Source organism: Bradyrhizobium sp. Pa8, assembly GCF_052588265.1.
The window spans coordinates 8,496,116-8,521,132 of sequence record NZ_CP176767.1 but is presented as its reverse complement, the minus strand read 5'-3'; the positions used below and the strand labels follow the sequence as shown (position 1 = coordinate 8,521,132).

The following is a 25,017-nucleotide window of genomic DNA, read 5'->3' as shown; positions in this document are numbered from 1 at the left end:
ACACTGTAGTCTTGGAAGTGGCGAGCACGCCATTGCGCCGGTCCGGCACGCAGCCTCGATCCGCAAGACTGTCGGTCTCGGTCTCAATTGCCGCGTCCGCGTTTGGTGTCTCGTCGGGCCTGCGCCCGCTTGTTGGCCTGCGAGACTCTTCCGATTTTTTCCGGCGGGAGTTTCTTGATCCGGCGACGGCTTGGGATGGACCGCATGCCGTCATGCGAAGTTGGAGTCGTCTGCGGGATAGAAAACTGACGCGCCCGACGGAGTGCTAACGCCCGTCGCGCCGCTTCCCCGAGCTCCCGTCGTGCTTCAAACTTTCGGATGCGCCTCAGCTCGTTCTTGACGCGCTTGATGGCGGCAGCGAAAACCGATTGGCGCCGGTTTGCATGCTCTGCCGTGCCGGAGAAACTCTTGCCGCGCGGGTCGGCTGTTCCCTTTGTTTCGCGGCGTCGATGCCGCGACAATGTACGCTCCCTGTCGCGCAGATCCCGAAGCCGGGCGCGAAGGCTCTCAAGTCCATCGCGCTCCATCTCTCCAACCACGGGATGGTGCGTACTCAATATGACTTCGCGCTCGTCGTGGTTCAGAAGGCTGAGCTCAGACTTGCATGGAACTGACATCGCATGCTCCTACTTCGCTGTGGCGACTTCCCTTTAGATACGGCGCCGCTGCGGAAACGCGGAACACCAAGGCAAACGCAGTCGCGTCCTCGGACTTTGTCATCGCGTCCGTTCTGGGCGCATTGCCACGATGCGCGTTTGGAATGCGTAGCGATACCGGGTGGATTACCCGTTGGAAGTGGGGGAATCTCCCTTAGTGCAGATGCGCACCAAGCCGGGACGACACTTGAGCGTGTGGCGCTGTCGTGCCCCAGGATTGCGCTGCGCTTCATCCCGGCTTGCGGGACTACCGAACGGCGTGAGGGGAAAGATCTTAGCGCAGCGCCGCGGTGCGCATGACGAACGACGTCGTCTCAAGCTTCGCGGTCGCGCTGCCCGTAAAGCTGTCGCAGGACAGGCCCTGCATCGGATCGTCGGCAAAGCCCATCGCGATCACGGCCTGCGGCTTGACGAAATAGCTGCGCAGGGCAACGGTATCGAGCTCGCCCATCAGCGTCACCGACATCGCGCGGCTGGCGCTCGGCGACAGCAGCACGATCTTGAGCCAGATGCTCTCGCCCCTGGCGGCGGAGAGGCGGGTCGCGGTTGCGATCCTGCCGTCGATGCTCTTGCCGACCACCGTGTTGATCTCGGTCGCGGGCGCAAGGCCGCGCGTCGCGGCAACGGGGCGGGTAGTGCGCGGGACCGGCGCGGAGGCGGCGACGACGTTGGCGCGGTCGACCGGGGAGGCGGACGCCGGCGCGTAGGCCAGCGCCTGATAGGCCGCGCTGGAGACGCTCGCGGTCGCTTGCGGCTCGGTGGCGGCGGCGAGCGCCTGGCGGGCCTTCAGCGCCGCCACTTGAGCTGGCGTCGCCTGCTGCGGGGTCGCAGGGGTATCCCAGAAGCCGCGGGCATTGATGATGTCGGCCGGGGTCTCGGGCTTGCCCTCAACAGATTTGCCGGCTGTCGGCTTGTCAGCCACGGGTGCGGGCTTCGGCTTGGGCGGTGCAACGAGCTGCGCATCGGCCGAAGCGAGCTGGATCGCAGCGGCGATCTGCGGCTTGGCGCGCGGTGTCGGCACCGGATCGGCGGGCTTGACCGCGGCGGCAACCACGGTCGGCGCAACAGGCTTCGCGGCCGGGGCGGGCGCGCCCTCGTCATCCTCGTCGCTGCTCGTGGCGGCCGGAGCCGACTTGCTCTTGAACAGGGCGGCAAAGAAACTCGGCTTGCTGCCGGAATCGTCGCCAGTGCCGCGGCGCTCGATGTCGGCCTTGGCCAGCTCATAGCCCTTCAGCGGCGTGCCGTCGGTCGGGACGTGGACCGTGCGGCCATCGGGGAAGACGCGGGCAAGCTGGTCATGCGTCATGCGCGGCCAGTGCCGGATGCTGCCGGTGTCCAGATGCACGAAGGGCGAGCCGGAGGTCGGATAGAAGCCGACGCCACCGCGCTGCAGGCGCAGGCCGGCGAAGCGGACCTGCTCCAGCGGCACGCCCGGAATGTAGAAGTCCATCGCATGCCCCAGCATGTGCTGGCTGAAGCGCGCCACGCCCGAGGAGCGGCGGCGAAGCATCGCGTTGGTGGCGGGGGAGCGGTAGGAGGAGATGATCTGGATCGGCTGCTTGCCGTCGACGTCGCGGTAGACTTCCCAGAGGATGTCGAACAGGCGACGGTCCATGACCGTCTCGTCCTGGGTGCGCCAGTCGCGCAGGAAGTGGTTGAGCTGCTTCAGCGCGGCCTCGTCGAAGCGGCCATCGCGCTTGAAGGTGACGGTGAGGTCTTCGCCGGAATGGGTGTGGTGGAACGAGAGCGTCTTGGTCTCGTTCAGCGCGGCGGCGTCATGGACCGAGCCCGCGGCAGCAAGCAGCAGTGCGGAAGCGAGGCCGATCCGGGATCCGGCCTTCACTCCCGCATGGGACAACGACAGCACTGCGAATTTGCGTGCGAGACCAGTCAGCACGAATGAGCCCACCCAGTCGACGAGCGTTCAAAATGGACTCTCCCGGCAACCCCGTTAGCGCGCGAAAGAGGATGAACGCTTTCTTAAAGCGAGAAGGTTAATTCGAGGTTGACCTTCCCGACCCCAAACCAAGTCAGAATACGAACCTAAGCGGCTCAGTGTGGCAAAAAAACGCCCGCTGCCGGAGTTCGGGTGGACAATGGTTAACATTAAGCGACCCCATCCAGGGGATGAGGTCGCTGATCTTACTAGAGAATTTCCGACAAAGACCGGTCGGGGAGGCCTCAGCGGGTAAACACCCGCTGCTGCTGCGGCCGGCGGCCGACCGGAGCCGGCGGCGGGGTCGGGGCCCCGAACAGCCGCTCGAAGAAGTTCGGACCCGACGAGCCGAAGCTGCTGCCGCCGTTGTTGGCGATCGCCACGCCCGAGGGCAGCGTCGTCGCCGGGCGCGAATAGCTCGGCTGGGAGTGTGCGACGACGTTCTCGAGGTCCTTGCCGCGGCCGTTCTTCAGGATGTTGATCATGGTCGCGTCACGGCCATAGACGTCCTTGCGGATTTGCAGCTTGCCGCCATCGTCCACGAACGCGGTCTGGTAGGTGATGTTGACCGGGATCGGCGTCGGGAATTTCAGGTCGATCTCGCTCTTGCCGTACATGCTGCGCACGCGCTCCGGCGTGTACTTCTCGTTCGGCATGGCGATGTTGAGCAGCACGGAAGCGTATTGATCCGGATTCTGCACGCGCATGCAGCCATGGCTGAAGGCGCGATCTTCCCTGGCGAACAGGTTCTTGTCCGGCGTGTCGTGCTGATAGACCAGGAACTTGTTCGGGAAGTTGAAGCGGATGCGGCCGAGCGCGTTGGCTTCACCGGGCGGCTGCGAGATGTGCACCGAGCCGTCGCGGTTCTGCTCGAGCTTGAGGCCCATGCGCTGGAGCACGGTCGGGTCCTGCTGAAGCGCCGGCAGGTATTCGTTGTAGACGATCGACGGCGGCACGTTCCAGGTCGGATTGACCGTGATGTACTTCATCGTCTCGGTGAGCAGCGGAGTCGCATGGGTGCCCGGCTTGCCGGTGACGACGCGGGTGGTCCAGACCTGCTGGCCGCGCTGCATCACCTTCAGCGTGTAGTCGGGAATGTTGAGGATGACATAGGCATCGCCCAGCGAGGGGACGCCGAGGTCGCGCGGCAGCCAGCGCCAGCGCTCCATGTTCACCAGCACCGTGTCGATCAGCTTGTCGCGCTTCGGGGTGTTGATCGCCTTGACGGTCTTGTCGTCGAGGATGCCTGTTACCTTCATCTCGGCGCCGCTCTGGAATTTGCGCACGGCTTCGGCGACGGTGGCGTCGTAGCGGGTGCCGCTGGCGTTCTCGGCGAGGCCGAGCTTGGCGCGGAGCTGCGGCACGCGCGGATCTTCGACGACGATTTCAGCCTGCTTCTTGCCGGCCGGGGTGTATTTCAGCGCCGGACCGTCGGCGATCTCGATCACAGGGCCGCTGCCCAGGCCGCGCAGCTCGGCGAGCTTGGCCTTCAGCTCCTTGTAGAGCTTCTGCGGCGGGTTGTAGCTGTCGAGCGCTGCGGAGGCCTCGGCTGCGGTCGTGACCTTGGCGAGCACCTCGCCCGGATCGACCGGATGCTCGGGATAGAGGATGTCGCCGCTGACCTGCGACCAGTGCATGCGGCCGCTCTGGGCCTGGCGCGCATAGTCGAACATGCTGGCGGTGAGCTTCAGCTCGGCATCGGCGAGCGCATCGGGCGTCGTGGCGGCGGCGAAATCCGGCACCGGGTAGTCGGCGGGATTGAGGCCATCGGAGGCCGCATCCTTCAACCGCGCGATCACGCCCTTGGCCGCAGCGGTCAGGCTGCCGGCCTGGGTCCAGACCGGCGCGAAGTCGCGTGCACCGTAAAACTTCTCGATCGCGGCGCGCTCGTTCTTGCGGTCGAAATGGCGCGAGGTCTTGGCGCCGATGATGTCCTTGAGCTTGTCGGCGACCGGCTGGTCGGCGGCGGGAACGTTGCTCGCGGCCTTCACGGGCTCGGCGGCCGGAGCCGCAGCGGGGGCCGCAGGCGCGGCCGGCGTTGCCGTCGCGGTGTCGGCCTTTGCTGGTTCGGATTTGGCAGGCTCGGTCTTCGCGGCGTCGGACTTGGCGGGCTCGGTCTTGGCAGGCTCGATCTTGGCGGTTTCGCTCTTCGGCGCCTCAGCTGCAGGCGTGGTGGCGACGTCGGAAGGCTTGGTCTCGACCTTGTCGGGGGCCGGTACGGCTTCGGCCTTCACCGGTTCCTTCGCAGTTTCCTTGGTCGGCTCCTTTGTGGAGTCCTGAACCGTCGCGGTGGTGTCGAGCTTGATGTCGGATGCGGTCGGGGGCGGGACGTTTGCGGGCTCGGGGCGCGGGATCGCGGCTTCGATCGCGAGTTCGGCGGCGCTGCTGCGCGCCTGATCCTGCGCCAGGGCCGAGCTGGCCGATACCGTGAGGAAGGTCGCCGCGACCGTCATCAAGACGCGGTCAAAGCCCGCACGGTGGTTCAAACAGTCACGCATTGTGTCGCACCCCTCGGGTGAACTGTCCCTCGTGGAACAGCTTCATTATCGCCTAATGAGCTTCGGCTAAACTGCGCCGGCCGCTCGAAAGTTGCACGCCTGCACGCAACGATTCATACGCGGACGAACGAATCCTACGCAGACGATATACAGGCCCCGTTTTGGCGGCCAGCGCTACCCGGGACAACTCACGACAAACTGACTTCAAGAAAGCCCCTTTGCAACGGATTGTGCGCCTTTGCCAGGCGCTTTTCCATGTGTCTGTCACTTCCAAGTCACGGTTCAAACCGCAGCCGAATTTTCCCGTAATGCGAAGGGCTTGCGGCCTTACCGCAACGCCGCGCGAACCTCCGTTCGCATGAGGCTTAGCGCGTCTCCTCACCGCTTTTGCCGCCATGTCCGGGAACCCCGGCTTCGTCGAGCTTCCGGTAGAGGGTGGACCGGCCGATCTTGAGGCGGCGGGCGACCTCGGACATCTGCCCCCGATAATGCGAGATCGCGAAGCGGATGATCTCGTTCTCCATGTCGTCCAGCGGGCGGACGTCGCCGGTGGGGGTCAGCATGGAAAGTGTCCCCGCAAGCGGCAGCGGCGCGATCGGTATTTCACCACCCGACACCACCGAGGGCGCCGCGATCGGCTCGAGCATCAGCGGCGCGGTCGGGATGTCGGTCTCGAGATGCGGCTGCGAGGTGGGCAGGGGGAAGTCGGCAAGGTCAAGCTGATCGCCCTCGCTCATCACCACCGCGCGGTAGACCGCGTTTTCGAGCTGGCGGATGTTGCCGGGCCAGTCGAGCTGGGCGAGGTGCGCGACGGCCTCGCCGCTGATGCCGGTGATGAGGCGGTTCTCCTCGGCGGCAAAGCGCGCCAGGAAATGCCGGAGCAGATGCGGGATGTCCTCACGCCGCGCCCGCAGCGAGGGGATCGTCAGCGGCAGCACGTGGAGGCGATAGAACAGATCCTCGCGGAAATGGCCCTGCTTCACCCGCTCCAGCAGCCTGCGGTTGGTCGCGGAGATGATCCGGACGTCGACCTTCAACGGCTTGCGCCCGCCGACCGCTTCGACCGCGCCTTCCTGAAGTGCGCGCAGCAGCTTGACCTGCGCGGTGAGCGGCAGCTCGCTGACCTCGTCCAGGAACAGCGTGCCGCCATGAGCCTCGACGAACTTGCCGGTGTGCCGTTCGGTGGCGCCGGTGAAGGCGCCCTTCTCGTGGCCGAACAGGATCGACTCGACCAAATTGTCGGGGATCGCACCGCAATTGACCGCGACGAACGGCTTTGCCTTGCGCTCGCCGCTGCCATGGATGGCGCGTGCGAACATCTCCTTGCCGACGCCGGACTCGCCCTCGATCAGCACGGGGATCGACGAGCCCGCGGCCTTCTGCGCGGCGCGCATCACGGCCGCCATCGCCTCGGCGCGGGTGATGATGTCGGAGAAAGTCAGCCGGCCCTCGCGGCTGTGACGGATGCGCTGCAACTCGCCCTTGAGCGCGGACGCATTGAGTGCGTTGCGCAGAGAGACCTGGAGCCGCTCCAAACCAACCGGCTTGACGACGAAATCGGCCGCGCCCGCGCGCATCGCCGAGATCACGTTGTCGATGCCGCCATGGGCGGTCTGCACGATGACGGGGACGCCGAGGCCGGCCTCGCGGATTTTCGCCAGCACGCCCATGCCGTCGAGGCCGGGCATCACGAGATCGAGGATGACGGCGTCGATCGCCGGTGCATCGGGGGCGGTGAGGGCGGCGATCGCGGCGTCGCCGGAGTCCACGACGACCGTCTCATAGCCGCATTTCTGCACCATGTTCTCGACCAACCGGCGGGCTACTGCGTCGTCGTCGGCGATCAAAATACAGGCAGCCATGGTGTTCCCCGCACGCTACTACTATCTGTCTCGAATCGGGTCACTCTGGCCGAAGCCGATTAACGCACTCTTAAACCTTGATGCCCCCGCCCGCCGTCGCGCTTGTTGAACACAGGTTTCCCACACAATGAATTCGCGCTCCAAATCTGCTCTCAAGAAGTCTGCCTCCAGCAAGCCCGCTCTCCGCAAGCCAAACACCAGGAAATCCGCCGCCAAGGCAAAGTCCTCCAAATCTTCGCCCGCAAAGCCTGCGGGCAAGACCGGCAGGCTTCCGGAGTGGAACCTCGCCGACCTCTATTCCGGGATCGATGCGCCGGAAGTGGCGCGCGATCTCGAAAGGATGGACGCCGATTGCGTCGCGTTCGAGACCGACTACAAGGGCAAGCTCGCCACAGGGACAGCAAACGAAGATGGCGGAAAATGGCTCGCCGAGGCGGTGCGACGCTATGAGGCGATCGACGATCTCGCCGGCCGTCTCGGCTCCTATGCCGGTCTCGTCCATGCCGGCGACAGCGTTGATCCCAAGATTTCAAAGTTTTACGGCGATGTCTCGGAGCGGCTGACGGCGGCGTCCACGCATCTCTTGTTCTTCGCGCTCGAGCTCAATCGCGTCGATGACGATATTTTGAACCGCGCGATGCAGGCCGCCGAGCTCGCGCATTACCGTCCCTGGATCGAGGATCTGCGCAAGGAGAAGCCGTACCAGCTCGACGACAAGCTCGAGCAGCTCTTCCTGGAGAAGTCGCAGACCGGCTATTCCGCCTTCAACCGGCTGTTCGATCAGACCATCTCGGGCCTGCGCTTCAAGGTCGGCGCCAAAGAGCTCGCGATCGAGCCGACGCTCAATTTTTTGCAGGACCGCGACGGCGCCAAGCGCAAGGCCGCGGCCGAAGCGCTGGCCAAAACCTTCAAGGCCAATGAACGCACCTTTGCGCTGATCACCAACACGCTCGCCAAGGACAAGGACATCTCCGACCGCTGGCGCGGCTTTCAGGATGTCGCGGATTCCCGCCACCTGAACAACCGCGTCGAGCGCGAGGTGGTGGATGCGCTGGTCGCCTCGGTGCGCGCGGCCTATCCAAAGCTGTCGCATCGCTATTACGCGTTGAAGGCGAAGTGGTTCGGCAAGAAGCGGCTGGCTTATTGGGACCGCAATGCGCCGCTGCCGTTCGCCGCGACCGACGTCATCGGCTGGCCCGATGCGCGCAGCATGGTGCTGACGGCCTATCGCGGCTTCTCGCCCAAAATGGCCGAGATCGCCGAGCGCTTCTTCACGGATCGCTGGATCGACGCGCCGGTTCGTCCGGGCAAGGCGCCTGGCGCGTTCTCGCATCCGACCACGCCGTCGGCGCATCCCTACGTGCTGATGAACTACCAGGGCAAGCCGCGTGACGTGATGACGCTCGCGCATGAGCTCGGCCATGGCGTGCACCAGGTGCTGGCTGCGAAGAACGGCGCGCTGATGGCGCCGACGCCGCTGACGCTGGCCGAGACCGCGAGCGTGTTCGGCGAGATGCTGACCTTCCGGCGGCTGCTGGCGCAGACCAAGAGCGCCAGGCAGCGCCAGGCGCTGCTCGCCGGCAAGGTCGAGGACATGATCAACACCGTGGTGCGGCAGATCGCGTTCTATTCGTTCGAGCGCGCGGTCCACACCGAGCGCAAGAACGGCGAGCTCACCGCGACGCGGCTCGGTGAGATCTGGCTGTCGGTGCAGGGCGAGAGCCTCGGGCCGGCCATCGAGATCAAGGCGGGCTACGAGAACTACTGGATGTACATCCCGCACTTCATCCACTCGCCGTTCTACGTCTACGCCTATGCCTTCGGCGATTGTCTCGTGAACTCGCTCTACGCCGTCTACGAGAATGCGGCCGAGGGCTTTGCCGAGCGCTATCTCGACATGCTCGCCGCCGGCGGCACCAAGCATTATTCCGAGCTGCTGCGGCCGTTCGGACTCGACGCCAAGGATCCCAAATTCTGGGACGGCGGTCTCTCGGTCATCGCCGGGATGATCGACGAGCTCGAGGCGATGGGCTGAGGCGAAGCGCGAGTTCCTTCCCGGCGTGTGGAATGCGGTGCCGCAAGTTTTTTGCGGCCGCGAGTTCCATCCGCGCGCGGGCGACCTTCGCGGCGGAGGCCGGCAATTTGCTACGTGGGATTGAACGTTCGCGCGGCCCGCAAGACTAACTCAACAGATACTCGGAAGATGATTTTCTACTATTGATTGTGGATTGATCGGTTTCTCCCTGGGGAGGCACCCATGCTCCATCAAGGGCCCGCCACGCCGGTTCCGATGGCGAGAAATGCTGCCGCCGTCGATCAGGAAACGCCCTGGTGCGAGAAGCACCATCAGATCGTCTGCGATGAGATCGAGGCGATCAACAGCCGACGCGAGCCGGAACGGCGCCTCGATGCCGACGGCCTGCAACCCTGCCAGTTGCTCGACGTCGTCGGGCTTGCGTTGTCCGGCGGTGGCATTCGCTCGTCGGCCGTTTGCCTCGGCGTGCTCCAGGCACTGAACCACCACAATCTGATCGGCCGGATCGACTATCTCTCCACGGTGTCGGGCGGCGGCTATATCGGCACCTCGCTCAGCGCCACCATGACGACGGCGCGGCGCTTTGTGTTCGGCGAAAGACCCGCCGGCGGAACCGTCACGTCCGCCGAGATCAGCGATACGCCGTCGGTCGGACACCTGCGCAACTATTCCAACTATCTGATCCCTGCCGGTGCCCGCGATCTCCTGACCGGAGTTGCGATCGTCGTGCGGGGACTGGTCGCCAATATCGGGTTGACGTTGCCCATCGTGCTGCTGCTCGCCGCCGTCACCATCTGGTCGACGCCGCTGCGAAGCTGCCTGACGGATGCGAACATCTTCGGCGTCAGTCTCAACAACAGGACGTTGTGCGAGCTGCACGATTTCAGCGACATCGATCGTTACGGTTTCAGCACATTCGGCCTGGTCGTCGCGCTGGTGATGTTCGCTTGCAGCGGGCTCGCTTATTTCACCTCCCGCTCCGTCCGCGGCAGCGGTCCCAGCGTCGTGTTCGCCTACATTGGCGGGATCGCGCTGTTGCTGGGCGTCGCGTGCGACTTCGCGCGGTTTCTCAAGGTCCAGCATTTTGCGTTGAGCCTGTCGATCGCAATCATCGGCGGCGTCCTGTTCTTCGGATGGGCGCTCAAGCAGTCGCTCGCGAGCCCCGGCAAGCGGCAGGAGTTCCGTTCGCACTGGCCGAGCATGGGCGCGACCTTCCTGGTGCTGCTGGCGGTGATCGCCTTCTTCGAGTTTCAACCCTTCATGCTGGAGCAGATGTTCGATGTCGCCGAGAGCAGCGCAATCGGTGGACCGGCTGCCGCGGTTGCGATCACCTGGATCAAGTCGCTCGCGGCGGTGGCTGCGCCAATCGGCGTCTTCGTCACCGCGTTCAGGCAGCAATTCGTGGAATTGCTGAAGGGCAACAGCGCATCCTCGCAATGGGGTTCGCTTGTGCTCGCGGTCGTGGCCAAGGTCGCGCTATGGATCGCGGGCCTTGCGCTTCCGCTCGTCATCTGGGTCGCATACCTCTATCTGTCCTATTGGGGCATCGCCAACGACCTGTTCGAGAGGTGCCCTTCCGTCATGGGCGCAACCTCCCAGCGAGAGTGCCTGGTCAATGCCAAGTCGAACGCGCCGTCCGGCAGCCTCGCAGGCAGGATTCAGTTCGACGCCAGCAAGGGGACCTTGTCGGCGGAAATCACGCCGAAAGCCGCGCCGCAGGTCGTGGCGGATGCCGAGCAGTTGACGCCGACCTGGCACACGCCCGCCTGGCTCCTGTTCCTGGCTCAGAAAGCGGGGCAGGTGGTTCAGGTGCGTTTTCCCAGCCTGTTCCAGGGCAACGCTTCGGAGCTCGCCTACTCCTACAGCCTGCACATGGTGATCCTCTACACGTTCGCCGGCGTCCTGCTGTTCGCCATCTCGTTTTGCCTGACGCCGAATGCGAACTCGTTGCATCGGCTCTATCGCGATCGCCTGAGCAAGGCCTTCCTGTTCGATCCGACGCGTTCGGCCGACGGGCGCGTCGCGCCCGCCGAAGCCAGTCTCGACCAGGGGCGCGATTTCAAGGCACTCGATCGCATGAAGCTGACGGATCTCTACGCCGCGCCGGCCGCGACGGCCCGGATTCCAGGGCAGCAGGCTGCGCCGAAGCTGCACGCGCCCTATCAGCTCATCAATACGGCGCTGAATATTCAAGGCTCCGACTTTGCCAACCGGCGCGGACGTAACGCGGACTTCTTCGTGTTCTCCGCCTTGAACGTCGGCAGCGAGGCGACAGGCTATGCGCCCACCGCTCTGGTGCAGGACGACGAGCAAAGTCTCGATCTCGCCACCGCAATGGCGATTTCCGGAGCTGCGGCCTCCTCGAACATGGGGTCGAGCTCGATCAAGGCGCTGACGCCCACGCTTGCGCTGCTCAACGTCCGGCTCGGCTATTGGCTGAAGAACCCGCGTTATGTCGATGAGCGGGTCCGGCCGCAGCGCCGCTCCACGCCGATCTATTTCTGGTCGGAGATCTCGGGGCGCCTGTACGAGAACAGCGACAGCGTCTATCTGACCGACGGCGGCCATATCGAGAATCTCGGCGTCTACGAGCTGTTGCGCCGCCGCTGCAAGGTGATCATCGCGGTCGATGCGGAAGCCGATGCGCCGATGAATTTCGGTTCCCTGATGACGTTGCAGCGTTACGCCCGCATCGATCTCGGCGTCCGCATCGACCTGCCATGGACGCCGATTCGCGAGCGCACGCGTGCGCTGATGGCGCGCAATGCCGACAAGGCCGGTGATCCCGGCGCAGCCGACGAGCGCGACGACATTGCGCGAGACCACGTCCACGTGGCGATCGGCACCATCGACTATGGCGGCGACGAGCGGGGCTATCTCGTTTATGTCAAATCGTCGCTCAATGGCGACGAGAACGACTATATCCGGGACTACGCGCGGCGAAATGACCGCTTCCCTCACGAGACCACGGGTGACCAGTTCTTCTCGGAAGAGCAGTTCGAGGTCTACCGCGCGCTGGGCTTCCACATGGCGCACGGTTTCCTGTCCGGTGACAATCCGGTCGCGGTCGGGTGCGGCGTCGATCCGCACATGGCCCGATTCACTGAAGCGGGCGAGCCGGCGATCGACGCGGTCCGCGAGGCGCTCGGTCTTCCGGTGCCCCGGCGGCAAACCGCGAGCGTCACCGCCACGATGATCGATCAAGGCTGAGCAGCGCGACAGCCGGATTCCCGGCAATCGGAATTCCAAATCACCTGATTTGCCCGAAAACCGGCCATCGGTGCCGTTGCCCTGCCCGAAGGTTTGCGGTATCCCAGCCCAAGAATTCGACTTTCGACTGGGGACAATACATGGCTGACCATAGCGAAGTGGCGTACACCACCGCCGACGGCAACGACTACGTTGCCCACGAGCAGACCTATGAGGGCTTCATCAAGCTGGTGAAGTACGGCACGGCCTCGGTCGCGCTCATCGTGATCCTGATGGCGATCTTCCTGACCTGACCTATCGGCAGCTGCACACGCCAGCAGCAGCTGCCGCCTACAAAATTTGCATCCAAGCCGGTCCCAAAACCGGTATCGAACGCTGCGGGAGTAACGCTTAAGTTTGCGCGCGCGCTGTCCCGCGTCGCCGGAGGGCCTATGAAGATCGCCGTTGCCAAGGAAATCGATCCGTCGGAGCCGCGTGTTGCCGCTTCGCCTGATACGGTGAAGAAGTTCAAGGCGTTGGGCGCCGAGATCGCCGTCGAGCCGGGCGCCGGCCTCAAATCGGGCCTGCCGGATTCCGAATTCACCGCCGTGGGCGCCACCGTCAGCGCCGATGCGCTGAAGGACGCCGACATCATCATCAAGGTGAAGCGCCCTGAAGCCTCCGAGCTCGCACAGTACAAGCGCGGTGCGCTCGTTATCGCCATCATGGACCCCTACGGCAACGAGGCCGCACTGAAGACGATCGCCGACGCCGGCGTCTCCGCCTTCGCGATGGAACTGATGCCGCGCATCACCCGTGCGCAGGTGATGGACGTGCTGTCGTCGCAGGCGAACCTTGCCGGCTACCGCGCGGTGATCGAGGGCGCCGAGGCCTTCGGCCGCGCCTTCCCGATGATGATGACCGCGGCCGGCACCGTGCCCGCCGCAAAGGTGTTCGTGATGGGCGTCGGCGTTGCCGGCCTCCAGGCGATCGCGACCGCGCGCCGTCTCGGCGCCGTCGTGACTGCTACCGACGTGCGGCCCGCGACGAAGGAGCAGGTGGAATCGCTCGGTGCGAAGTTCCTCGCCGTCGAAGACGAGGAGTTCAAGAACGCGCAGACCGCCGGCGGCTACGCCAAGGAAATGTCCAAGGAATACCAGGCCAAGCAGGCCGCGCTCACCGCCGAGCACATCAAGAAGCAGGACATCGTGATCACGACCGCGCTGATTCCGGGCCGGCCGGCGCCGAAGCTCATCTCGGCCGACATGGTCAAGTCGATGAAGCCGGGGTCGGTGCTGGTCGATCTCGCGGTCGAGCGCGGCGGCAATGTCGAGGGTGCAAGGCCGGGCGAGGTCGCCGACGTCGATGGCATCAAGATCGTCGGCTACACCAACGTCGCCGGTCGTGTCGCGGCCTCGGCCTCCAGCCTCTACGCGCGCAACCTGTTCAACTTCATTGAAACGATGGTCGACAAGGCCAACAAATCGCTGGCCGTGAACTGGGACGACGAGCTCGTCAAGGCCACCGCCCTGACCAAGGACGGCGCCGTGATCCACCCGAACTTCCAGCCGAAGGTTTAAGGAGAGCCGCCATGGAGCATGCTGCACAGGTCGTCGACCCCTTCATCTTCCGGCTGTCGATCTTCGTCCTCGCCGTCTTCGTCGGCTATTTCGTGGTGTGGTCGGTGACGCCCGCGCTGCATACGCCGCTGATGAGCGTGACCAACGCGATCTCCTCGGTGATCGTGGTCGGCGCGCTGCTTGCCGGCGGCGTCGCGAATGTCTCGAGCGGCTCTGGCTGGGCACGCGCCTTCGGCTTCGTCGCGCTGATCTTCGCCTGCGTGAACATCTTTGGCGGCTTCCTTGTCACCCAGCGCATGCTGGCGATGTACAAGAAGAAGTCGAAGTAAGCGGCCACCTCGGGCTGATGGGATAATGGGGACCTGAGATGAGCGCCAACCTCTCTGCATTTTTGTATCTCGTGGCGGGAGTGCTGTTCATCCTGTCGCTGCGCGGATTGTCGAGCCCGGCTTCGTCGCGCCAGGGCAATCTGTTCGGCATGATCGGCATGGCGATCGCGGTCGCCACCACGCTCGCCAACCACCCGCCGGCAGACGGTCTCGCCTGGGTGCTCGTCATCGTCGGCATCGCCATCGGTGGCGGCATCGGCGCGGTGATCGCGCGGCGCGTTCCGATGACGTCGATGCCGGAACTGGTCGCCGCTTTCCACTCGCTGGTCGGCATGGCCGCGGTGCTGGTCGCCGCCGGCGCGTTCTACGCGCCGGAAGCCTTCGACATCGGCACCCCCGGCAACATCCATCCGCAGAGCCTGGTCGAGATGTCGCTCGGCGTCGCCATCGGCGCGCTGACCTTCACCGGCTCGGTGATCGCGTTCCTGAAGCTGTCCGCGCGCATGAGCGGCGCGCCAATCATCCTGCCGTTCCGCCACGGCATCAACATCGCTCTGGCGCTCGCACTGGTGTTCTTCATCGTCCGCCTCGTGCTCACCGGCGGCGCGCTCGACTTCTGGCTGATCGTCATCATCGCGCTGGCGCTCGGCGTGCTCATGATCATCCCGATCGGCGGCGCCGACATGCCGGTCGTGATCTCGATGCTGAACTCCTATTCCGGCTGGGCCGCGGCCGGCATCGGCTTCACGCTCGGCAATTCCGCGCTGATCATCACCGGCGCGCTGGTCGGCTCGTCGGGTGCGATCCTGTCCTACATCATGTGCCACGCGATGAACCGGTCCTTCATCTCGGTCATCCTCGGCGGCTTCGGCGGCGAGACCGCCGCGGCCGGTGGTGGCGGCGGTGAGCAGAAGCCCGCCAAGCTCGGCTCGGCCGACGACGCCGCCTTCATCATGAAGAACGCGCAGAAGGTCATCATCGTGCCCGGCTACGGCATGGCGGTGGCGCAGGCCCAGCACGCGCTGCGCGAAATGGGCGACATCCTGAAGAAGGAAGGCGTCGAGGTGAAGTACGCCATTCATCCGGTCGCGGGCCGCATGCCCGGCCACATGAACGTGCTGCTCGCCGAAGCCAACGTCCCCTACGACGAGGTGTTCGAGCTCGAGGACATCAACTCCGAATTCGCGCAGGCCGACATCGCCTTCGTGATCGGCGCCAACGACGTCACCAATCCGGCGGCCGAGGAGGACAAGACCTCGCCGATCTACGGCATGCCCGTCCTGCAGGTCTGGAAGGCCGGCACCGTGATGTTCATCAAGCGCTCGCTCGCCTCGGGCTATGCCGGTATCGACAATCCGCTGTTCTATCGCGACAACACCATGATGCTGCTCGGTGACGCCAAGAAGGTCACCGAGAACATCGTCAAGGCGATGTAGGGCGGGAAGGCGAGCGGACCGTGGCCCTGAACAAGGAGTGGCACCGGTCCCATCGCATGCCACCGAAGGCGACACGCGAGCAGCGTCTCGCGTGGCACGCCGCCCATGCGGCGGCGTGCGGCTGCCGCGAGATTCCCTTGAGCATCCGCACCGACGTCCTCAAATTGCTCAAGAGCCGTCGCAAGCCCTGAACTCCGGAAATGGTGGGGGCTGCGATGACATTCCTGAAATGGACCGCCACCATCCTCGCGGCCGGCTACCTCGCCGGTCTCGTCCTGTTGTTTGCCAAACAGCGCGCCATGCTGTTTCCGATACCGACGGCCGAGCGCACGGCGCCCGCTGCCGCAGGACTTCCAGACGCCGAAGAGCATGTCCTGACGACGTCTGACGGCGAGAAGGTCATCGTCTGGCACGTGCCGCCAAGGCCTGGCCGTGCCGTGGTGCTGTTCTTCCACGGCAACGGCGATTCTCTCGCCGGCCTTGCCGGGCGCTTCAAGGCGATCACGGCTGACGGCACCGGTCTCGTCGCGCTGTCCTATCGCGGCTACGCAGGCTCCAGCGGCGCACCGGGCGAAGATGGCCTGCTGCGCGATGGCGCGGCGGCGTACGCGTTCGCGACGGCGCGCTATGACGCCCGGCGCCTCGTCGCCTGGGGCTTCTCGCTCGGGACCGGCGTTGCGGTCGCCGTCGCCTCCGAACATCCGGTCGGGAAGCTGATCCTCGAGGCGCCCTATACGTCGATCGCCGCCGTCGCCGCCGCGCATTTCTGGTTCGCTCCGGTTCGGCTCCTGATCCGCGACCCCTTCCACTCGGACGAGCGCATCGCACGCGTCACGGCTCCGCTTCTGTTCATGCATGGCGCGCAGGACCAGACCATCCCGATCGCATTCGGCGAGAGGTTGTTTGCGCTGGCCCGCGAGCCGAAGCAGTTCGTCCGCATTCCCGGCGGCGGGCACGACGATCTCGGCAGCTTTGGCGCCATCGAGATCGCACGAAACTTCATCAATGGGTCCTGAGGGCTGACGGACGCGATCTTCTCGCGCATAATCGGTCTCCCATTTGAAGGAATCGCCAGCATGAGCGCACACGGACCGATGCCGCGGTCGTCCTGGATCTTCCCCGCTCTGGCAGTGCTGCTGTTCCTGATCGTGACCGCGACCGGCTACAGCTTTACGCTAACGGCGGGCGGAGCAATGTTCGCGATCGTGCTCCTGGTGATCCTGTTCGGCACCGTGTTCGCGGCCGTTCATCATTCCGAGGTGATCGCGGAGCGCATCGGCGAGCCCTACGGCACGCTGCTGCTCACGCTGGCGGTGACCATCATCGAGGTAGCGCTGATCACCACGATCATGCTGGGCGACAAGCCGGCCCCGGAGCTCGCCCGCGATACCGTGTTCGCCGTCGTGATGATCGTCTGCAATGGCCTCGTCGGCCTCTGCGTCTTCATCGGCGGCATGCGCTATCGCGAGCAGGGCTTTCAGGTCTCGGGCGCCAACGTCTATCTCAGCGTGCTGATTGCGATGGCAACCATCACCCTGATCATGCCCAACTACACGCTGACGGCGCCGGGCCCGATCTATTCGACGCTCCAGCTCGGCTTCGTCGATCTCGCAACGATCGTGCTCTATGGCGTGTTCCTCTACACCCAGACCGTCCTGCACAAGGACTACTTCGTCCACGAGAGGGCGGACGGCGAGGGTCGAGAGGCTCATTTGTCGAGCAGGATGCTGGTCCTCAGCATCGTGCTGCTGCTGATCTCGCTGCTGGCGGTCGTCCTCCTCGCCAAGAAGTTCTCGCTGGTGGTGGACGCTGTCGCCGTTCAGATCGGCGCCCCGCCGGCGTTCGCGGGCCTCCTCGTCGCCCTCCTGATCCTGATGCCGGAGGGCGTCTCGGCGATTGCGGCGGCGCGCAAGAACGACCTCCAGAAGAGCATCAACCTGGCGCTCGGGTCCTCGCTCGCAACCATTGGCCTGACCATTCCGGCGGTCGGGGTCGCCACCTATTTGCTCGACCAGCCGCTCGTGCTGGGCCTCAATCCCCAGAACACGGCCTTGCTGTTCCTGACATTCTTGTTGAGCATGCTGACTTTCGGCACCGGCAGGACCAATGTCCTGTTCGGGCTGGTCCATATGGTGGTATTTGCCGTCTACGTGTTCATGGTTTTCGTGCCGTAGAAGGAAATTCCCGATGCTTGCCGCCAAATCCGAGGTTCAGGTCGACAATGAGCAGGTCCGGGTGACCGAATGGCGGCTCGCCCCGGGCAGCGCGACCGGGCATCACACCCACGGCATGGACTATGTCATTGTTCCCGTCGTCGCCGGCGAGATGACCATCGTGGCGCCCGGCGGCGAGCGTTCCAAGGCGCAGCTCGCGGCCGGAAAATCCTACTTTCGCAAGGCCGGGGTCCAACATGACGTACTTAACGAAACCTCAACCGAGATCGTGTTCCTTGAGATCGAGCTGAAGCCGTAAGTCTGCCGTTACCTTTGCCATCGATCCGTCGCAGTTGATCCCTTACAATGCCCCAAAGTTCCCGCATCTGATCGCGCGGGGAGTGGCCGAGAAATGTTGAAATACCTCGCTAAAATCTCGATGGATATTTTACCCTCGGTGCTCGCGACGATCATCGGGGCGTACATCGTTAATCACTACATCAACGCCAAGCCGGCGACTGACACCCCCGCGGCCGTGGTAGCGCCTGCCCAGGCTGGCAGTGACGGCAAGCCGACCGACACCGCCAACCTTCCCGCGCCCGGCGTGAAGGCCAAGGGCGTTGCTGAGAAGAACGTTTCCGAAAAGGGCGTGGACAAGGTGGCGGCCGAAAAGCCGGCCGATCATCAGCCAGCCGCCGAGACCAAGGCCGCAGACGTCGCTCCCGCCGAGACTGGCCCGCGCGGCCGTAATTCCGCGCGTGAGAAGGCGGCCGCCAAGTCCAATCCGGCTGTCACGGCTCCCGCCGCCGCTCCGGTGGTGGAGGCCAATTCGGCGCCGGCCGCGACCCCCGACGCCAACGATCTCGCGCGGGCGGCCATCGAGCGCCTGCGCAAGTCGCCTGAGGGCAAGGCTGCTGAGAAGGCCGCTGAGGCCAGATCTCCCGAAACCAAGTCGGTTGAGACCAAGCCGGTCGAGCGGACTCCGGAGCCTGCGGTGCGGGAAGCCGCCCGCACCCCGGAGGCCCCGCGTATCATCTCCACGGAGCCGTCCTCAGTGCGTCCGCTGCCGCCGCCGATCACGGTGTCGACGCCTTCGCCCGAGGCCTATGGCAATAGCGGTTCGTCGCCGTCTTACACTTCCTCGGTCGGCAATGACGATCCGAACCGGATGACGCCGCCGGCCGATATCCCGGTCCCGATGATCGCGCCCCCGCTTGATCTGCGTGCCGATGCTGGCGGGGCCATGCCGCGGCCGAAGAAGACCAATGTGGCCGACGAGATGCTGTCCGGCATGAAGTCGATGTTCCACTCGGTCCTGCCGAAGAGCTCCACCCCCGATTAGACGGCGGCCTAGCTGCCCTGTCAGTGTCAGCCGCCGACGCGGGCGAGGCCGCTGCGGGCGGTATCGTCGCGTGGACGTAGCGCGACCGCCTTGTTGTAGGATGTGGCCGCCTTGGCCTTGTCACCCAGCCGCTCATAGGCCTGTCCGCGCGCGGTCCACACCTGCGCGTTGTGCGGATCGACCTCGGAGGCCTCATCAAGATCGGCCGCCGCTTCCTTGACCTTGCCGATGGCGAGGTAGCTGATGGCGCGGCCGAGCAACGGCTCGACCTTTTGCGGATTGAGCCCGTTGGCGGCGCTGAAATCGGCGATGGCCAAATTATGCTCGTTGTTGCCCTGATAGATCAGGGCGCGACCATAAAGCGCCTGTGCGTTGTAGGGATCGAGCGCGACAGCCCGGTTGAACTCGTCCAGCGCGCCAGCCGTCTCCCCCGCCTTTGCCAGGGTCTGGCCTTTTGCGGTGTGAGCCTGGGCCTCGCTGACATTGCCGGCGCTGACCGCGCTGTCGGCGGCAGTCCCAGCCGCCTTGGGCACCTCCTGCGGTTTCTCCTTCTCGGGCATCATGGAGCCGAGGTCGAAGGAGCAGCCGCACAGCACGATCCCCATCAAGCCGAGCGCGAACGGCTGTCGCCAGATCTGGCGTAGCCGCGCCAAGCGGCGTTCGGGGAAAGGGGAGGCCATCTACGGTTCGCTCGCGCTGGTGCCGCATCGGTAGTGCCCCCGTCCCAGAGAAGGCACCGCTCACAAAACAATAACGCGGGCCAAGGGCCCGCGTCATCGAAAACTGAAGTCTTGGAAAACTGAAGTCCTGCAAGTCAGGCAGAATCAGCGCGGTCCGCGCGGACCTGCACCAGGGCCGCTGCGGCCGCCACGATCACCGCCGGGACCGGCGCCGAACACCGGCTTCGGCTTCATCGGCAACAGGCCTTCACGCTGGAGCTTCTTGCGGGCCAGCTTGCGCGCGCGGCGCACGGCCTCGGCCTTTTCGCGGGCCTTCTTCTCGGAGGGCTTCTCATAATGACCGCGGAGCTTCATCTCGCGGAAAATTCCCTCGCGCTGCATCTTCTTCTTCAGCGCCTTGAGGGCTTGATCGACATTGTTATCGCGAACGAGAACCTGCACGCGGCATCCTCTTCAGTGGATCGGATTTGAATTCTGGTAAGTCAAAGGGGATGGCGAAACGCACAAGCCCTTAACCTTGAGGGCGCGGATGTATCAGACAAAACCCGCGATGTCCACCTGCCAAGCAGGTTTTCGGGCCAAGTTCAGCCATTAAATAAGGCGAAAATACCTCCGTACGGCCCCGATTTGGGTGATTCGGCGCCAAGGATGGGGCAGTTCCCGGAGCTTTGCTCCGGAAATTCCTGGAATTAGGGGAGACGTCACATGGATATGAAGAAATACGCTGCCGAGGCGATCGGCACATTCTGGCTCACATTCGCAGGCTGCGGCAGCGCGGTGATCGCCGCCGGCTTTCCGCAGGTCGGGATCGGCCTCGTCGGCGTGTCCCTGGCCTTCGGGTTGAGCGTCGTCACCATGGCCTATGCGATCGGGCACATCTCGGGCTGCCACCTCAACCCGGCTGTCACCGTCGGGCTTGCCGCCGGCGGACGCTTCCCGGCGGGACAGATCCTGCCTTACGTGATCGCGCAGGTCTGCGGTGCGATCGTGGCCGCCCAGCTGCTCTACATCATCGCCAGCGGCGCCCCCGGATTCGACGTCAGCAAGGGTTTTGCGTCGAACGGCTATGACGCGCATTCGCCCGGCCAGTATAGCTTGATCGCCTGCTTCGTCACCGAGGTGGTGATGACCATGATGTTCCTGTTCGTCATCATGGGCGCCACCCATGGCCGCGCGCCCGCGGGCTTCGCTCCGCTCGCGATCGGGCTCGCGCTGGTGATGATCCATCTCGTCAGCATCCCCGTCACCAACACGTCGGTGAACCCGGCGCGCAGCACGGGGCCCGCACTGTTCGTCGGCGGCTGGGCGCTGTCGCAGCTCTGGCTGTTCTGGGTCGCACCGCTGATCGGCGGCGCGCTGGGCGGGGTGCTCTATCGCTGGCTCAGCGAGGAGCCCTCTGGCGTCGTCGCGGGCGTGAAGACGGCCTGATCGAAAGGCGGGATCGCGGCATGCGCCGCGGTCCCGCTACTTGCCCTTCGTCGGCCTGACTTCGGTGACGTGGCCCATCTTGCGGCCGGGGCGCGGCGCGCCCTTGCCGTAGACATGCACGGTCGCGCCCGGGACGCTCAGCCACTTCTCGTAATCGTTGATCTCGTCGCCGATCAGATTGGTCATCGTGACGATTTCGCCGTGGCGCACGGCCTTGCCGAGCGGCCAGCCGGCAATGGCGCGGATGTGCTGCTCGAACTGCGAGACCGAGGCGCCGTCGAGCGTCCAGTGTCCGGAATTGTGCACGCGCGGGGCGATCTCGTTGACCAGCACCTTCGGCCCGGTGCCGTTGGCGAGCACGAACATCTCGACCGCGAGCACGCCGACATAATCGAGCGCGCCGGCGATCTTGCCTGCGATGCTGCGCGCTTCTTCCGCGAGCGCATCCGGAATCTGTGCGGGGGCGCGGGACATCTTCAGAATGTGGTCGCGGTGCTCGTTCTCGGTGACGTCGAAGCACTCGACCTGGCCGGTCGCCGAGCGGGCCGCAATCACGGAAATCTCGCGCTCATACGGGATGAAGGCTTCCAGGATCGCCGATTTGGTGGCGAGGCTGGTCCAGACCTTGGCGATGTCGTCGGCCTCGCGGATGATGGCCTGGCCCTTGCCGTCATAGCCGAAGCGGCGGGTCTTCAGCACGGCCGGAAGGCCGATCCTTGCGATCGCCTCGCGCAGCGAGGAGACCGAAGTGACGTCGGCATAGGCTGCGGTGCCGATGCCGAGCCGCGTCACGAAATCCTTCTCGGCGAGCCGGTCCTGGGTGGTCTCGAGGATCTTGCGGTTGGGCAGCACCGGGCGGCGCGCGTCCAGCACCATCGCGGCGGCAGACGGCACGTTCTCGAATTCGTAGGTGATGACGTCGACGTCGTTGGCGAACAGCTCGAGCGCTTCGACGTCGGCATATTCGGCGCAGGTCGCGTTCAGCACGACGTCGAAGGCGGGCGAGTCCGGATCGGGCGAGAATACCTGGCAGCGCAGGCCGAGCCGCGCCGCAGCCATGGCCAGCATCCGCCCCAATTGTCCGCCGCCGAGGATTCCGATGGTGTCGCCGGGCTTCAGCTTCACCTGCTTTGCGTCAGTCACGCCTTGTCCTCCGGGCGCTCCGCAACCGCCTCGGTCTGTGCCTTGCGCCAGGTGGCGAGGCGGTCGGACAGGGCCGGGTCGGACAATGCGAGCACCGAGGCTGCAAGCAGCGCCGCGTTGATCGCGCCGGCCTTGCCGATGGCGAGGGTGCCGACCGGGATGCCCGCGGGCATCTGCACGATCGAATAGAGCGAATCGATGCCCTTGAGCGTCCTGGATTCGACGGGAACGCCGAACACGGGCAGTTCCGTCAGCGCCGCCGCCATGCCGGGCAGATGCGCAGCGCCACCCGCGCCGGCGATGATGACCTTGTAGCCTGCCGCCTTGGCGCCCTTGGCGAATGCAAACAGCCGGTCGGGGGTGCGGTGTGCCGAAACGATGCGGGTCTCGGCGGCAACGCCGAGCGCTGCGAGCGTGTCGGCGGCATGCCGCATCGTCTCCCAGTCCGACTGGCTTCCCATGATGATGGCGATCGGCGCGGTCATGACGTCAATTGTGCTCGGAAAACAGAAAGATAGGCCAGATTAACGGTTCCGGCCGGTGGCTCGCAAGGCGGTGGCAAGGAGAAGGGAATGCACTATCCTGTCTTGGTGAATCCCCGCAAGCCTTCATTGAGCAGGATGCCCATGAAGAAACCAAAAAGGGCAAGCGCTGCGAAGGCCAAAAAGGGCCGGAAGACCAGCGCCAGCCGCTCCAAAGCCGCCCCCAGGCGGCTGGCGAAGCGCCCGGCCAAGCCGGCGCGGGGCGGAGCGCCGGCCGCCGACGACACCAGGGCGACCATCCGCGGCTTGCGGAGCAAGCTCAAGGAGGCGGAACGGCGGGTCGCGGAACTGGAAGCTGCAGCCGACACCGATTTCCTGCTCGAGATTCCGAACCGGCGCGGCTTCGAGCGCGAGCTCGCGCGCGCCATCGCCTACATGAAGCGTTACCGCGCCAGCGGCGCGCTGATCGTCCTCGACGTCGATCGCCTGAAGCCCATCAACGATTCCTTCGGCCATGCCGCCGGAGACGAGGTGCTCAAGGCGATTGCGGCCACCCTGACGCGGCAGGTCCGCGCCTCGGACGTGGTCGGCCGGCTTGGCGGCGACGAGTTTGCGCTGCTGCTCTGGAATCTCAGCGAGACCGACGCCAAGGCGAAGGCCGCGACCTTCGAGCAGGCGATCGACGAATTGTCGTTTGCCTTTCGCGGTCAGCTCGTGACCGCGGGCGCCTCCGCAGGTGTCGCGCTGCTGGGGGCGCAGTCCGATGCAGGTCGCGCGCTGGAGGAGGCTGATGCGGCCATGTATGTGCGCAAGGCGCACCGGCGGCACGAGCCGCGCATCAGGCTGGTCAGCAACTAGAGCACGATCCTCGCGACAAACGCGGACCGCGTTGCGCGGAGGTCATGCTAGAGCAACAACCCTTACAGCGTGGCCAGATCTTCCGGCACGTTGCCGAATTTGCGCAGCAGCGTGGCGTCGCCGAATTCGCCGGTCATGGGATCGCCGCTGCGGCTGAACGCAACCGCGCCGATATGGCCGGCACCGTGCGCCAGGATCTCGGCGCGCCGCAACGCGGCCGCCGAGCTCTGGCATTCCTCCGCGGCGCCCGCGACAGGCGATCCGTCGGCATCGATCAGGAAGGGCATTGCAACGTAGTAGGTCACATCCGACATGGCGTTGCTCCGATGTTGAACTCAGGCGGCGCTGCTGTTGCTCCGCACTTTGCTGCGCGCGGTCTCGGGAATGCAGCCGGCTGTAATCGCCGCCTGTAATTCTTCCAGCTCTGCTTCCAGATATTCGTTGGCCATGATCAGCGCCTTGATGGTGCTGCGCAGATTGCCGTCGCACATCGCGATCGCCTGGTCGCAGGCCTGTTCATAATGGCTGTTGTCGAGAAGGGCGGTTGCCGACATCTGCGTTGTCCTCGGGGGTTTCCTGGGCGTTTCCTGGGGCGGTGGGATACCCAAATGTTCCTATTTTGTTCTTTTCGAGTCAAGCGGATTCGGATGCGGCGAGCTGCCACAAAAAGGTCTTCGCGGATCAGGCGATGATGTCCGGCGTGATCTGGTCTTCGATGAACGCGATACGGTCGCGCAACAACAGCTTGCGCTTCTTCAACCGTTGTAACCGCAACAGGTCGGGGGCAGGCGATTGATGCATCGCATCGATCGCGGCATCGAGATCTCGGTGTTCTTGCTGCAACCGGGTGAGCTCGGCTTCGAGCTCACGCTCGTCTTCATTGGTCATGTTCGCGGTGGCCGAAACCCGATGGGCGTGAGATTCAAGGCTGTGGATGCCCTGTGGAAATTATCGTCCTTGCGCGCCGTGATCGCAAGCGATCTCGGGCCGCCGCTCACCGAACTCTTGCAAGATATTTAGACGATTCGTTTCAGCGTTGCGCAAGCACGTTGATATCATGGATTTTTCCAGCGTGGTTCCTTACTCACGCTTCGTTACATATGAATTTTCAAAAATGACGCTGCGACGACGGATATCCATCGACAGAACGAATCGGTGATGTACACTTGCTCGTCCGGATCGAATCCAAGGTTTCCCCCTACCGAGGAGGTTTCGAATGACAATTCAGGCACATCTGGTTGAATTGGAACGGAAGCACAAAACGCTCGAAAACGAATTGCACGAAGCTCTCGTGCACCTTTCAACAGACGACCTGCAAATTGTTGAGTTGAAGCGACGGAAGTTGATGGTCAAGGACCAGATCGAGCGCTTGAAGCACACCGGCGACACGCTCCACTAGTAACCCCCGTA

26 protein-coding genes are annotated in these 25,017 nt (G+C 64.6%); 15 read left to right on the top strand and 11 right to left on the bottom strand.

Annotated features, from left to right (window positions below):
* Positions 1 to 83 precede the first annotated feature (83 nt).
* The 4 genes from ACKWRH_RS40400 to ACKWRH_RS40385 all read right to left on the bottom strand — a co-directional run bounded on the left by ACKWRH_RS40400 (position 84) and on the right by ACKWRH_RS40385 (position 6,952).
* Entirely contained in the window at positions 84 to 617 is a 534-nt protein-coding gene (locus ACKWRH_RS40400; protein WP_445218092.1) for a hypothetical protein, read from the bottom strand.
* A 313-nt stretch (positions 618 to 930) separates the two neighbouring features.
* Complete coding sequence (locus ACKWRH_RS40395; protein ID WP_445218091.1) at positions 931 to 2,553, bottom strand: DUF882 domain-containing protein; 1,623 nt, start codon at positions 2,551 to 2,553, stop codon at positions 931 to 933.
* 284 nt (positions 2,554 to 2,837) lie between these two features.
* Complete coding sequence (locus ACKWRH_RS40390) at positions 2,838 to 5,090, bottom strand: L,D-transpeptidase family protein (RefSeq protein ID WP_445218090.1); 2,253 nt, start codon at positions 5,088 to 5,090, stop codon at positions 2,838 to 2,840.
* 365 nt (positions 5,091 to 5,455) lie between these two features.
* Positions 5,456 to 6,952 carry a sigma-54-dependent transcriptional regulator gene (locus tag ACKWRH_RS40385; protein ID WP_445218089.1) on the bottom strand — a complete coding sequence of 499 codons (1,497 nt, stop codon included), beginning with the start codon at positions 6,950 to 6,952 and terminating at the stop codon, positions 5,456 to 5,458.
* Positions 6,953 to 7,079: 127 nt separating this feature from the next.
* On the opposite strand from ACKWRH_RS40385, the gene ACKWRH_RS40380 reads away from it, so the two are divergent.
* From ACKWRH_RS40380 to ACKWRH_RS40330, 11 genes are all read left to right on the top strand, one after another.
* On the top strand, positions 7,080 to 8,987 hold the full coding sequence (locus tag ACKWRH_RS40380; protein ID WP_445218088.1) for a M3 family oligoendopeptidase: 1,908 nt from the start codon (positions 7,080 to 7,082) through the stop codon (positions 8,985 to 8,987).
* 222 nt (positions 8,988 to 9,209) lie between these two features.
* Positions 9,210 to 12,197, top strand: coding sequence for a cell division protein (locus ACKWRH_RS40375; RefSeq protein WP_445218087.1), 2,988 nt, complete (start codon positions 9,210 to 9,212; stop codon positions 12,195 to 12,197).
* 140 nt (positions 12,198 to 12,337) lie between these two features.
* Complete coding sequence (locus tag ACKWRH_RS40370; protein ID WP_008136857.1) at positions 12,338 to 12,490, top strand: aa3-type cytochrome c oxidase subunit IV; 153 nt, start codon at positions 12,338 to 12,340, stop codon at positions 12,488 to 12,490.
* Between the two features lie 138 nt (positions 12,491 to 12,628).
* A complete protein-coding gene (locus ACKWRH_RS40365) occupies positions 12,629 to 13,756 on the top strand; it encodes a Re/Si-specific NAD(P)(+) transhydrogenase subunit alpha (RefSeq protein ID WP_445218086.1) in 1,128 nt (375 codons plus the stop codon).
* A gap of 11 nt (positions 13,757 to 13,767) precedes the next feature.
* Positions 13,768 to 14,085: a proton-translocating transhydrogenase family protein gene (locus ACKWRH_RS40360; RefSeq protein WP_018317801.1), complete on the top strand. Its 318-nt coding sequence runs from the start codon at positions 13,768 to 13,770 to the stop codon at positions 14,083 to 14,085.
* Positions 14,086 to 14,123: 38 nt separating this feature from the next.
* The gene (locus tag ACKWRH_RS40355; protein WP_445218085.1) at positions 14,124 to 15,521 is read left to right on the top strand and encodes an NAD(P)(+) transhydrogenase (Re/Si-specific) subunit beta; all 1,398 of its coding nucleotides are present in this window, start codon (positions 14,124 to 14,126) and stop codon (positions 15,519 to 15,521) included.
* Between the two features lie 20 nt (positions 15,522 to 15,541).
* Positions 15,542 to 15,712 carry a hypothetical protein gene (locus tag ACKWRH_RS40350; protein ID WP_445218084.1) on the top strand — a complete coding sequence of 57 codons (171 nt, stop codon included), beginning with the start codon at positions 15,542 to 15,544 and terminating at the stop codon, positions 15,710 to 15,712.
* 24 nt (positions 15,713 to 15,736) lie between these two features.
* Positions 15,737 to 16,537, top strand: coding sequence for an alpha/beta hydrolase (locus tag ACKWRH_RS40345; RefSeq protein ID WP_445218083.1), 801 nt, complete (start codon positions 15,737 to 15,739; stop codon positions 16,535 to 16,537).
* 60 nt (positions 16,538 to 16,597) lie between these two features.
* Positions 16,598 to 17,695 carry a calcium:proton antiporter gene (locus ACKWRH_RS40340; RefSeq protein WP_445218082.1) on the top strand — a complete coding sequence of 366 codons (1,098 nt, stop codon included), beginning with the start codon at positions 16,598 to 16,600 and terminating at the stop codon, positions 17,693 to 17,695.
* A 13-nt stretch (positions 17,696 to 17,708) separates the two neighbouring features.
* The gene (locus ACKWRH_RS40335) at positions 17,709 to 17,993 is read left to right on the top strand and encodes a cupin domain-containing protein (RefSeq protein ID WP_014492439.1); all 285 of its coding nucleotides are present in this window, start codon (positions 17,709 to 17,711) and stop codon (positions 17,991 to 17,993) included.
* A gap of 93 nt (positions 17,994 to 18,086) precedes the next feature.
* Positions 18,087 to 19,016 carry a hypothetical protein gene (locus ACKWRH_RS40330; RefSeq protein WP_445218081.1) on the top strand — a complete coding sequence of 310 codons (930 nt, stop codon included), beginning with the start codon at positions 18,087 to 18,089 and terminating at the stop codon, positions 19,014 to 19,016.
* A 26-nt stretch (positions 19,017 to 19,042) separates the two neighbouring features.
* Here ACKWRH_RS40330 and ACKWRH_RS40325 read toward each other — a convergent pair whose 3' ends face one another.
* Positions 19,043 to 19,696, bottom strand: coding sequence for a tetratricopeptide repeat protein (locus tag ACKWRH_RS40325; protein ID WP_445218080.1), 654 nt, complete (start codon positions 19,694 to 19,696; stop codon positions 19,043 to 19,045).
* A gap of 144 nt (positions 19,697 to 19,840) precedes the next feature.
* Complete coding sequence (gene rpsU, locus ACKWRH_RS40320; RefSeq protein WP_014492442.1) at positions 19,841 to 20,137, bottom strand: 30S ribosomal protein S21; 297 nt, start codon at positions 20,135 to 20,137, stop codon at positions 19,841 to 19,843.
* 264 nt (positions 20,138 to 20,401) lie between these two features.
* Here rpsU and aqpZ point away from each other — a divergent pair, with 264 nt between their 5' ends.
* A complete protein-coding gene (aqpZ, locus tag ACKWRH_RS40315; RefSeq protein ID WP_063981124.1) occupies positions 20,402 to 21,124 on the top strand; it encodes an aquaporin Z in 723 nt (240 codons plus the stop codon).
* A 36-nt stretch (positions 21,125 to 21,160) separates the two neighbouring features.
* On the opposite strand, the gene ACKWRH_RS40310 is transcribed toward aqpZ, so the two are convergent.
* Positions 21,161 to 22,267 carry a 5-(carboxyamino)imidazole ribonucleotide synthase gene (locus ACKWRH_RS40310; RefSeq protein WP_445218079.1) on the bottom strand — a complete coding sequence of 369 codons (1,107 nt, stop codon included), beginning with the start codon at positions 22,265 to 22,267 and terminating at the stop codon, positions 21,161 to 21,163.
* Positions 22,264 to 22,752 (bottom strand): 5-(carboxyamino)imidazole ribonucleotide mutase, encoded by a 489-nt coding sequence (gene purE / locus ACKWRH_RS40305; RefSeq protein ID WP_445218078.1) that lies wholly within the window; start codon positions 22,750 to 22,752, stop codon positions 22,264 to 22,266. Before purE ends, ACKWRH_RS40310 begins: the two co-directional genes overlap by 4 nt.
* A 141-nt stretch (positions 22,753 to 22,893) precedes the next feature.
* On the opposite strand from purE, the gene ACKWRH_RS40300 reads away from it, so the two are divergent.
* Complete coding sequence (locus tag ACKWRH_RS40300; RefSeq protein WP_445218077.1) at positions 22,894 to 23,607, top strand: GGDEF domain-containing protein; 714 nt, start codon at positions 22,894 to 22,896, stop codon at positions 23,605 to 23,607.
* A 62-nt stretch (positions 23,608 to 23,669) separates the two neighbouring features.
* On the opposite strand, the gene ACKWRH_RS40295 is transcribed toward ACKWRH_RS40300, so the two are convergent.
* The 3 genes from ACKWRH_RS40295 to ACKWRH_RS40285 all read right to left on the bottom strand — a co-directional run bounded on the left by ACKWRH_RS40295 (position 23,670) and on the right by ACKWRH_RS40285 (position 24,495).
* Positions 23,670 to 23,921: a hypothetical protein gene (locus tag ACKWRH_RS40295; RefSeq protein ID WP_063981128.1), complete on the bottom strand. Its 252-nt coding sequence runs from the start codon at positions 23,919 to 23,921 to the stop codon at positions 23,670 to 23,672.
* Between the two features lie 21 nt (positions 23,922 to 23,942).
* Entirely contained in the window at positions 23,943 to 24,161 is a 219-nt protein-coding gene (locus ACKWRH_RS40290; RefSeq protein ID WP_445218076.1) for a hypothetical protein, read from the bottom strand.
* Positions 24,162 to 24,288: 127 nt separating this feature from the next.
* Positions 24,289 to 24,495 (bottom strand): YdcH family protein, encoded by a 207-nt coding sequence (locus ACKWRH_RS40285; protein ID WP_063986093.1) that lies wholly within the window; start codon positions 24,493 to 24,495, stop codon positions 24,289 to 24,291.
* Between ACKWRH_RS40285 and ACKWRH_RS40280 the strand changes: the two genes are divergently transcribed.
* Positions 24,403 to 24,627, top strand: coding sequence for a hypothetical protein (locus tag ACKWRH_RS40280; RefSeq protein WP_445218075.1), 225 nt, complete (start codon positions 24,403 to 24,405; stop codon positions 24,625 to 24,627). The genes ACKWRH_RS40285 and ACKWRH_RS40280 overlap by 93 nt on opposite strands.
* A gap of 196 nt (positions 24,628 to 24,823) precedes the next feature.
* Positions 24,824 to 25,006: a YdcH family protein gene (locus ACKWRH_RS40275; protein WP_008131172.1), complete on the top strand. Its 183-nt coding sequence runs from the start codon at positions 24,824 to 24,826 to the stop codon at positions 25,004 to 25,006.
* Positions 25,007 to 25,017: the final 11 nt, after the last annotated feature.

Coding starts and splice junctions, on each gene's coding strand:
- ACKWRH_RS40400 (WP_445218092.1), bottom strand. CDS start 617: ATGTCAGTTCCATGCAAGTCTGAGCTCAGCCTTCTGAACCACGACGAG.
- ACKWRH_RS40390 (WP_445218090.1), bottom strand. CDS start 5,090: ATGCGTGACTGTTTGAACCACCGTGCGGGCTTTGACCGCGTCTTGATG.
- ACKWRH_RS40385 (WP_445218089.1), bottom strand. CDS start 6,952: ATGGCTGCCTGTATTTTGATCGCCGACGACGACGCAGTAGCCCGCCGG.
- ACKWRH_RS40380 (WP_445218088.1), top strand. CDS start 7,080: ATGAATTCGCGCTCCAAATCTGCTCTCAAGAAGTCTGCCTCCAGCAAG.
- ACKWRH_RS40375 (WP_445218087.1), top strand. CDS start 9,210: ATGCTCCATCAAGGGCCCGCCACGCCGGTTCCGATGGCGAGAAATGCT.
- ACKWRH_RS40370 (WP_008136857.1), top strand. CDS start 12,338: ATGGCTGACCATAGCGAAGTGGCGTACACCACCGCCGACGGCAACGAC.
- ACKWRH_RS40365 (WP_445218086.1), top strand. CDS start 12,629: ATGAAGATCGCCGTTGCCAAGGAAATCGATCCGTCGGAGCCGCGTGTT.
- ACKWRH_RS40360 (WP_018317801.1), top strand. CDS start 13,768: ATGGAGCATGCTGCACAGGTCGTCGACCCCTTCATCTTCCGGCTGTCG.
- ACKWRH_RS40355 (WP_445218085.1), top strand. CDS start 14,124: ATGAGCGCCAACCTCTCTGCATTTTTGTATCTCGTGGCGGGAGTGCTG.
- ACKWRH_RS40345 (WP_445218083.1), top strand. CDS start 15,737: ATGACATTCCTGAAATGGACCGCCACCATCCTCGCGGCCGGCTACCTC.
- ACKWRH_RS40340 (WP_445218082.1), top strand. CDS start 16,598: ATGAGCGCACACGGACCGATGCCGCGGTCGTCCTGGATCTTCCCCGCT.
- ACKWRH_RS40335 (WP_014492439.1), top strand. CDS start 17,709: ATGCTTGCCGCCAAATCCGAGGTTCAGGTCGACAATGAGCAGGTCCGG.
- ACKWRH_RS40330 (WP_445218081.1), top strand. CDS start 18,087: ATGTTGAAATACCTCGCTAAAATCTCGATGGATATTTTACCCTCGGTG.
- ACKWRH_RS40325 (WP_445218080.1), bottom strand. CDS start 19,696: ATGGCCTCCCCTTTCCCCGAACGCCGCTTGGCGCGGCTACGCCAGATC.
- aqpZ (WP_063981124.1), top strand. CDS start 20,402: ATGGATATGAAGAAATACGCTGCCGAGGCGATCGGCACATTCTGGCTC.
- purE (WP_445218078.1), bottom strand. CDS start 22,752: ATGACCGCGCCGATCGCCATCATCATGGGAAGCCAGTCGGACTGGGAG.
- ACKWRH_RS40300 (WP_445218077.1), top strand. CDS start 22,894: ATGAAGAAACCAAAAAGGGCAAGCGCTGCGAAGGCCAAAAAGGGCCGG.
- ACKWRH_RS40295 (WP_063981128.1), bottom strand. CDS start 23,921: ATGTCGGATGTGACCTACTACGTTGCAATGCCCTTCCTGATCGATGCC.
- ACKWRH_RS40290 (WP_445218076.1), bottom strand. CDS start 24,161: ATGTCGGCAACCGCCCTTCTCGACAACAGCCATTATGAACAGGCCTGC.
- ACKWRH_RS40280 (WP_445218075.1), top strand. CDS start 24,403: ATGCATCGCATCGATCGCGGCATCGAGATCTCGGTGTTCTTGCTGCAA.
- ACKWRH_RS40285 (WP_063986093.1), bottom strand. CDS start 24,495: ATGACCAATGAAGACGAGCGTGAGCTCGAAGCCGAGCTCACCCGGTTG.
- ACKWRH_RS40275 (WP_008131172.1), top strand. CDS start 24,824: ATGACAATTCAGGCACATCTGGTTGAATTGGAACGGAAGCACAAAACG.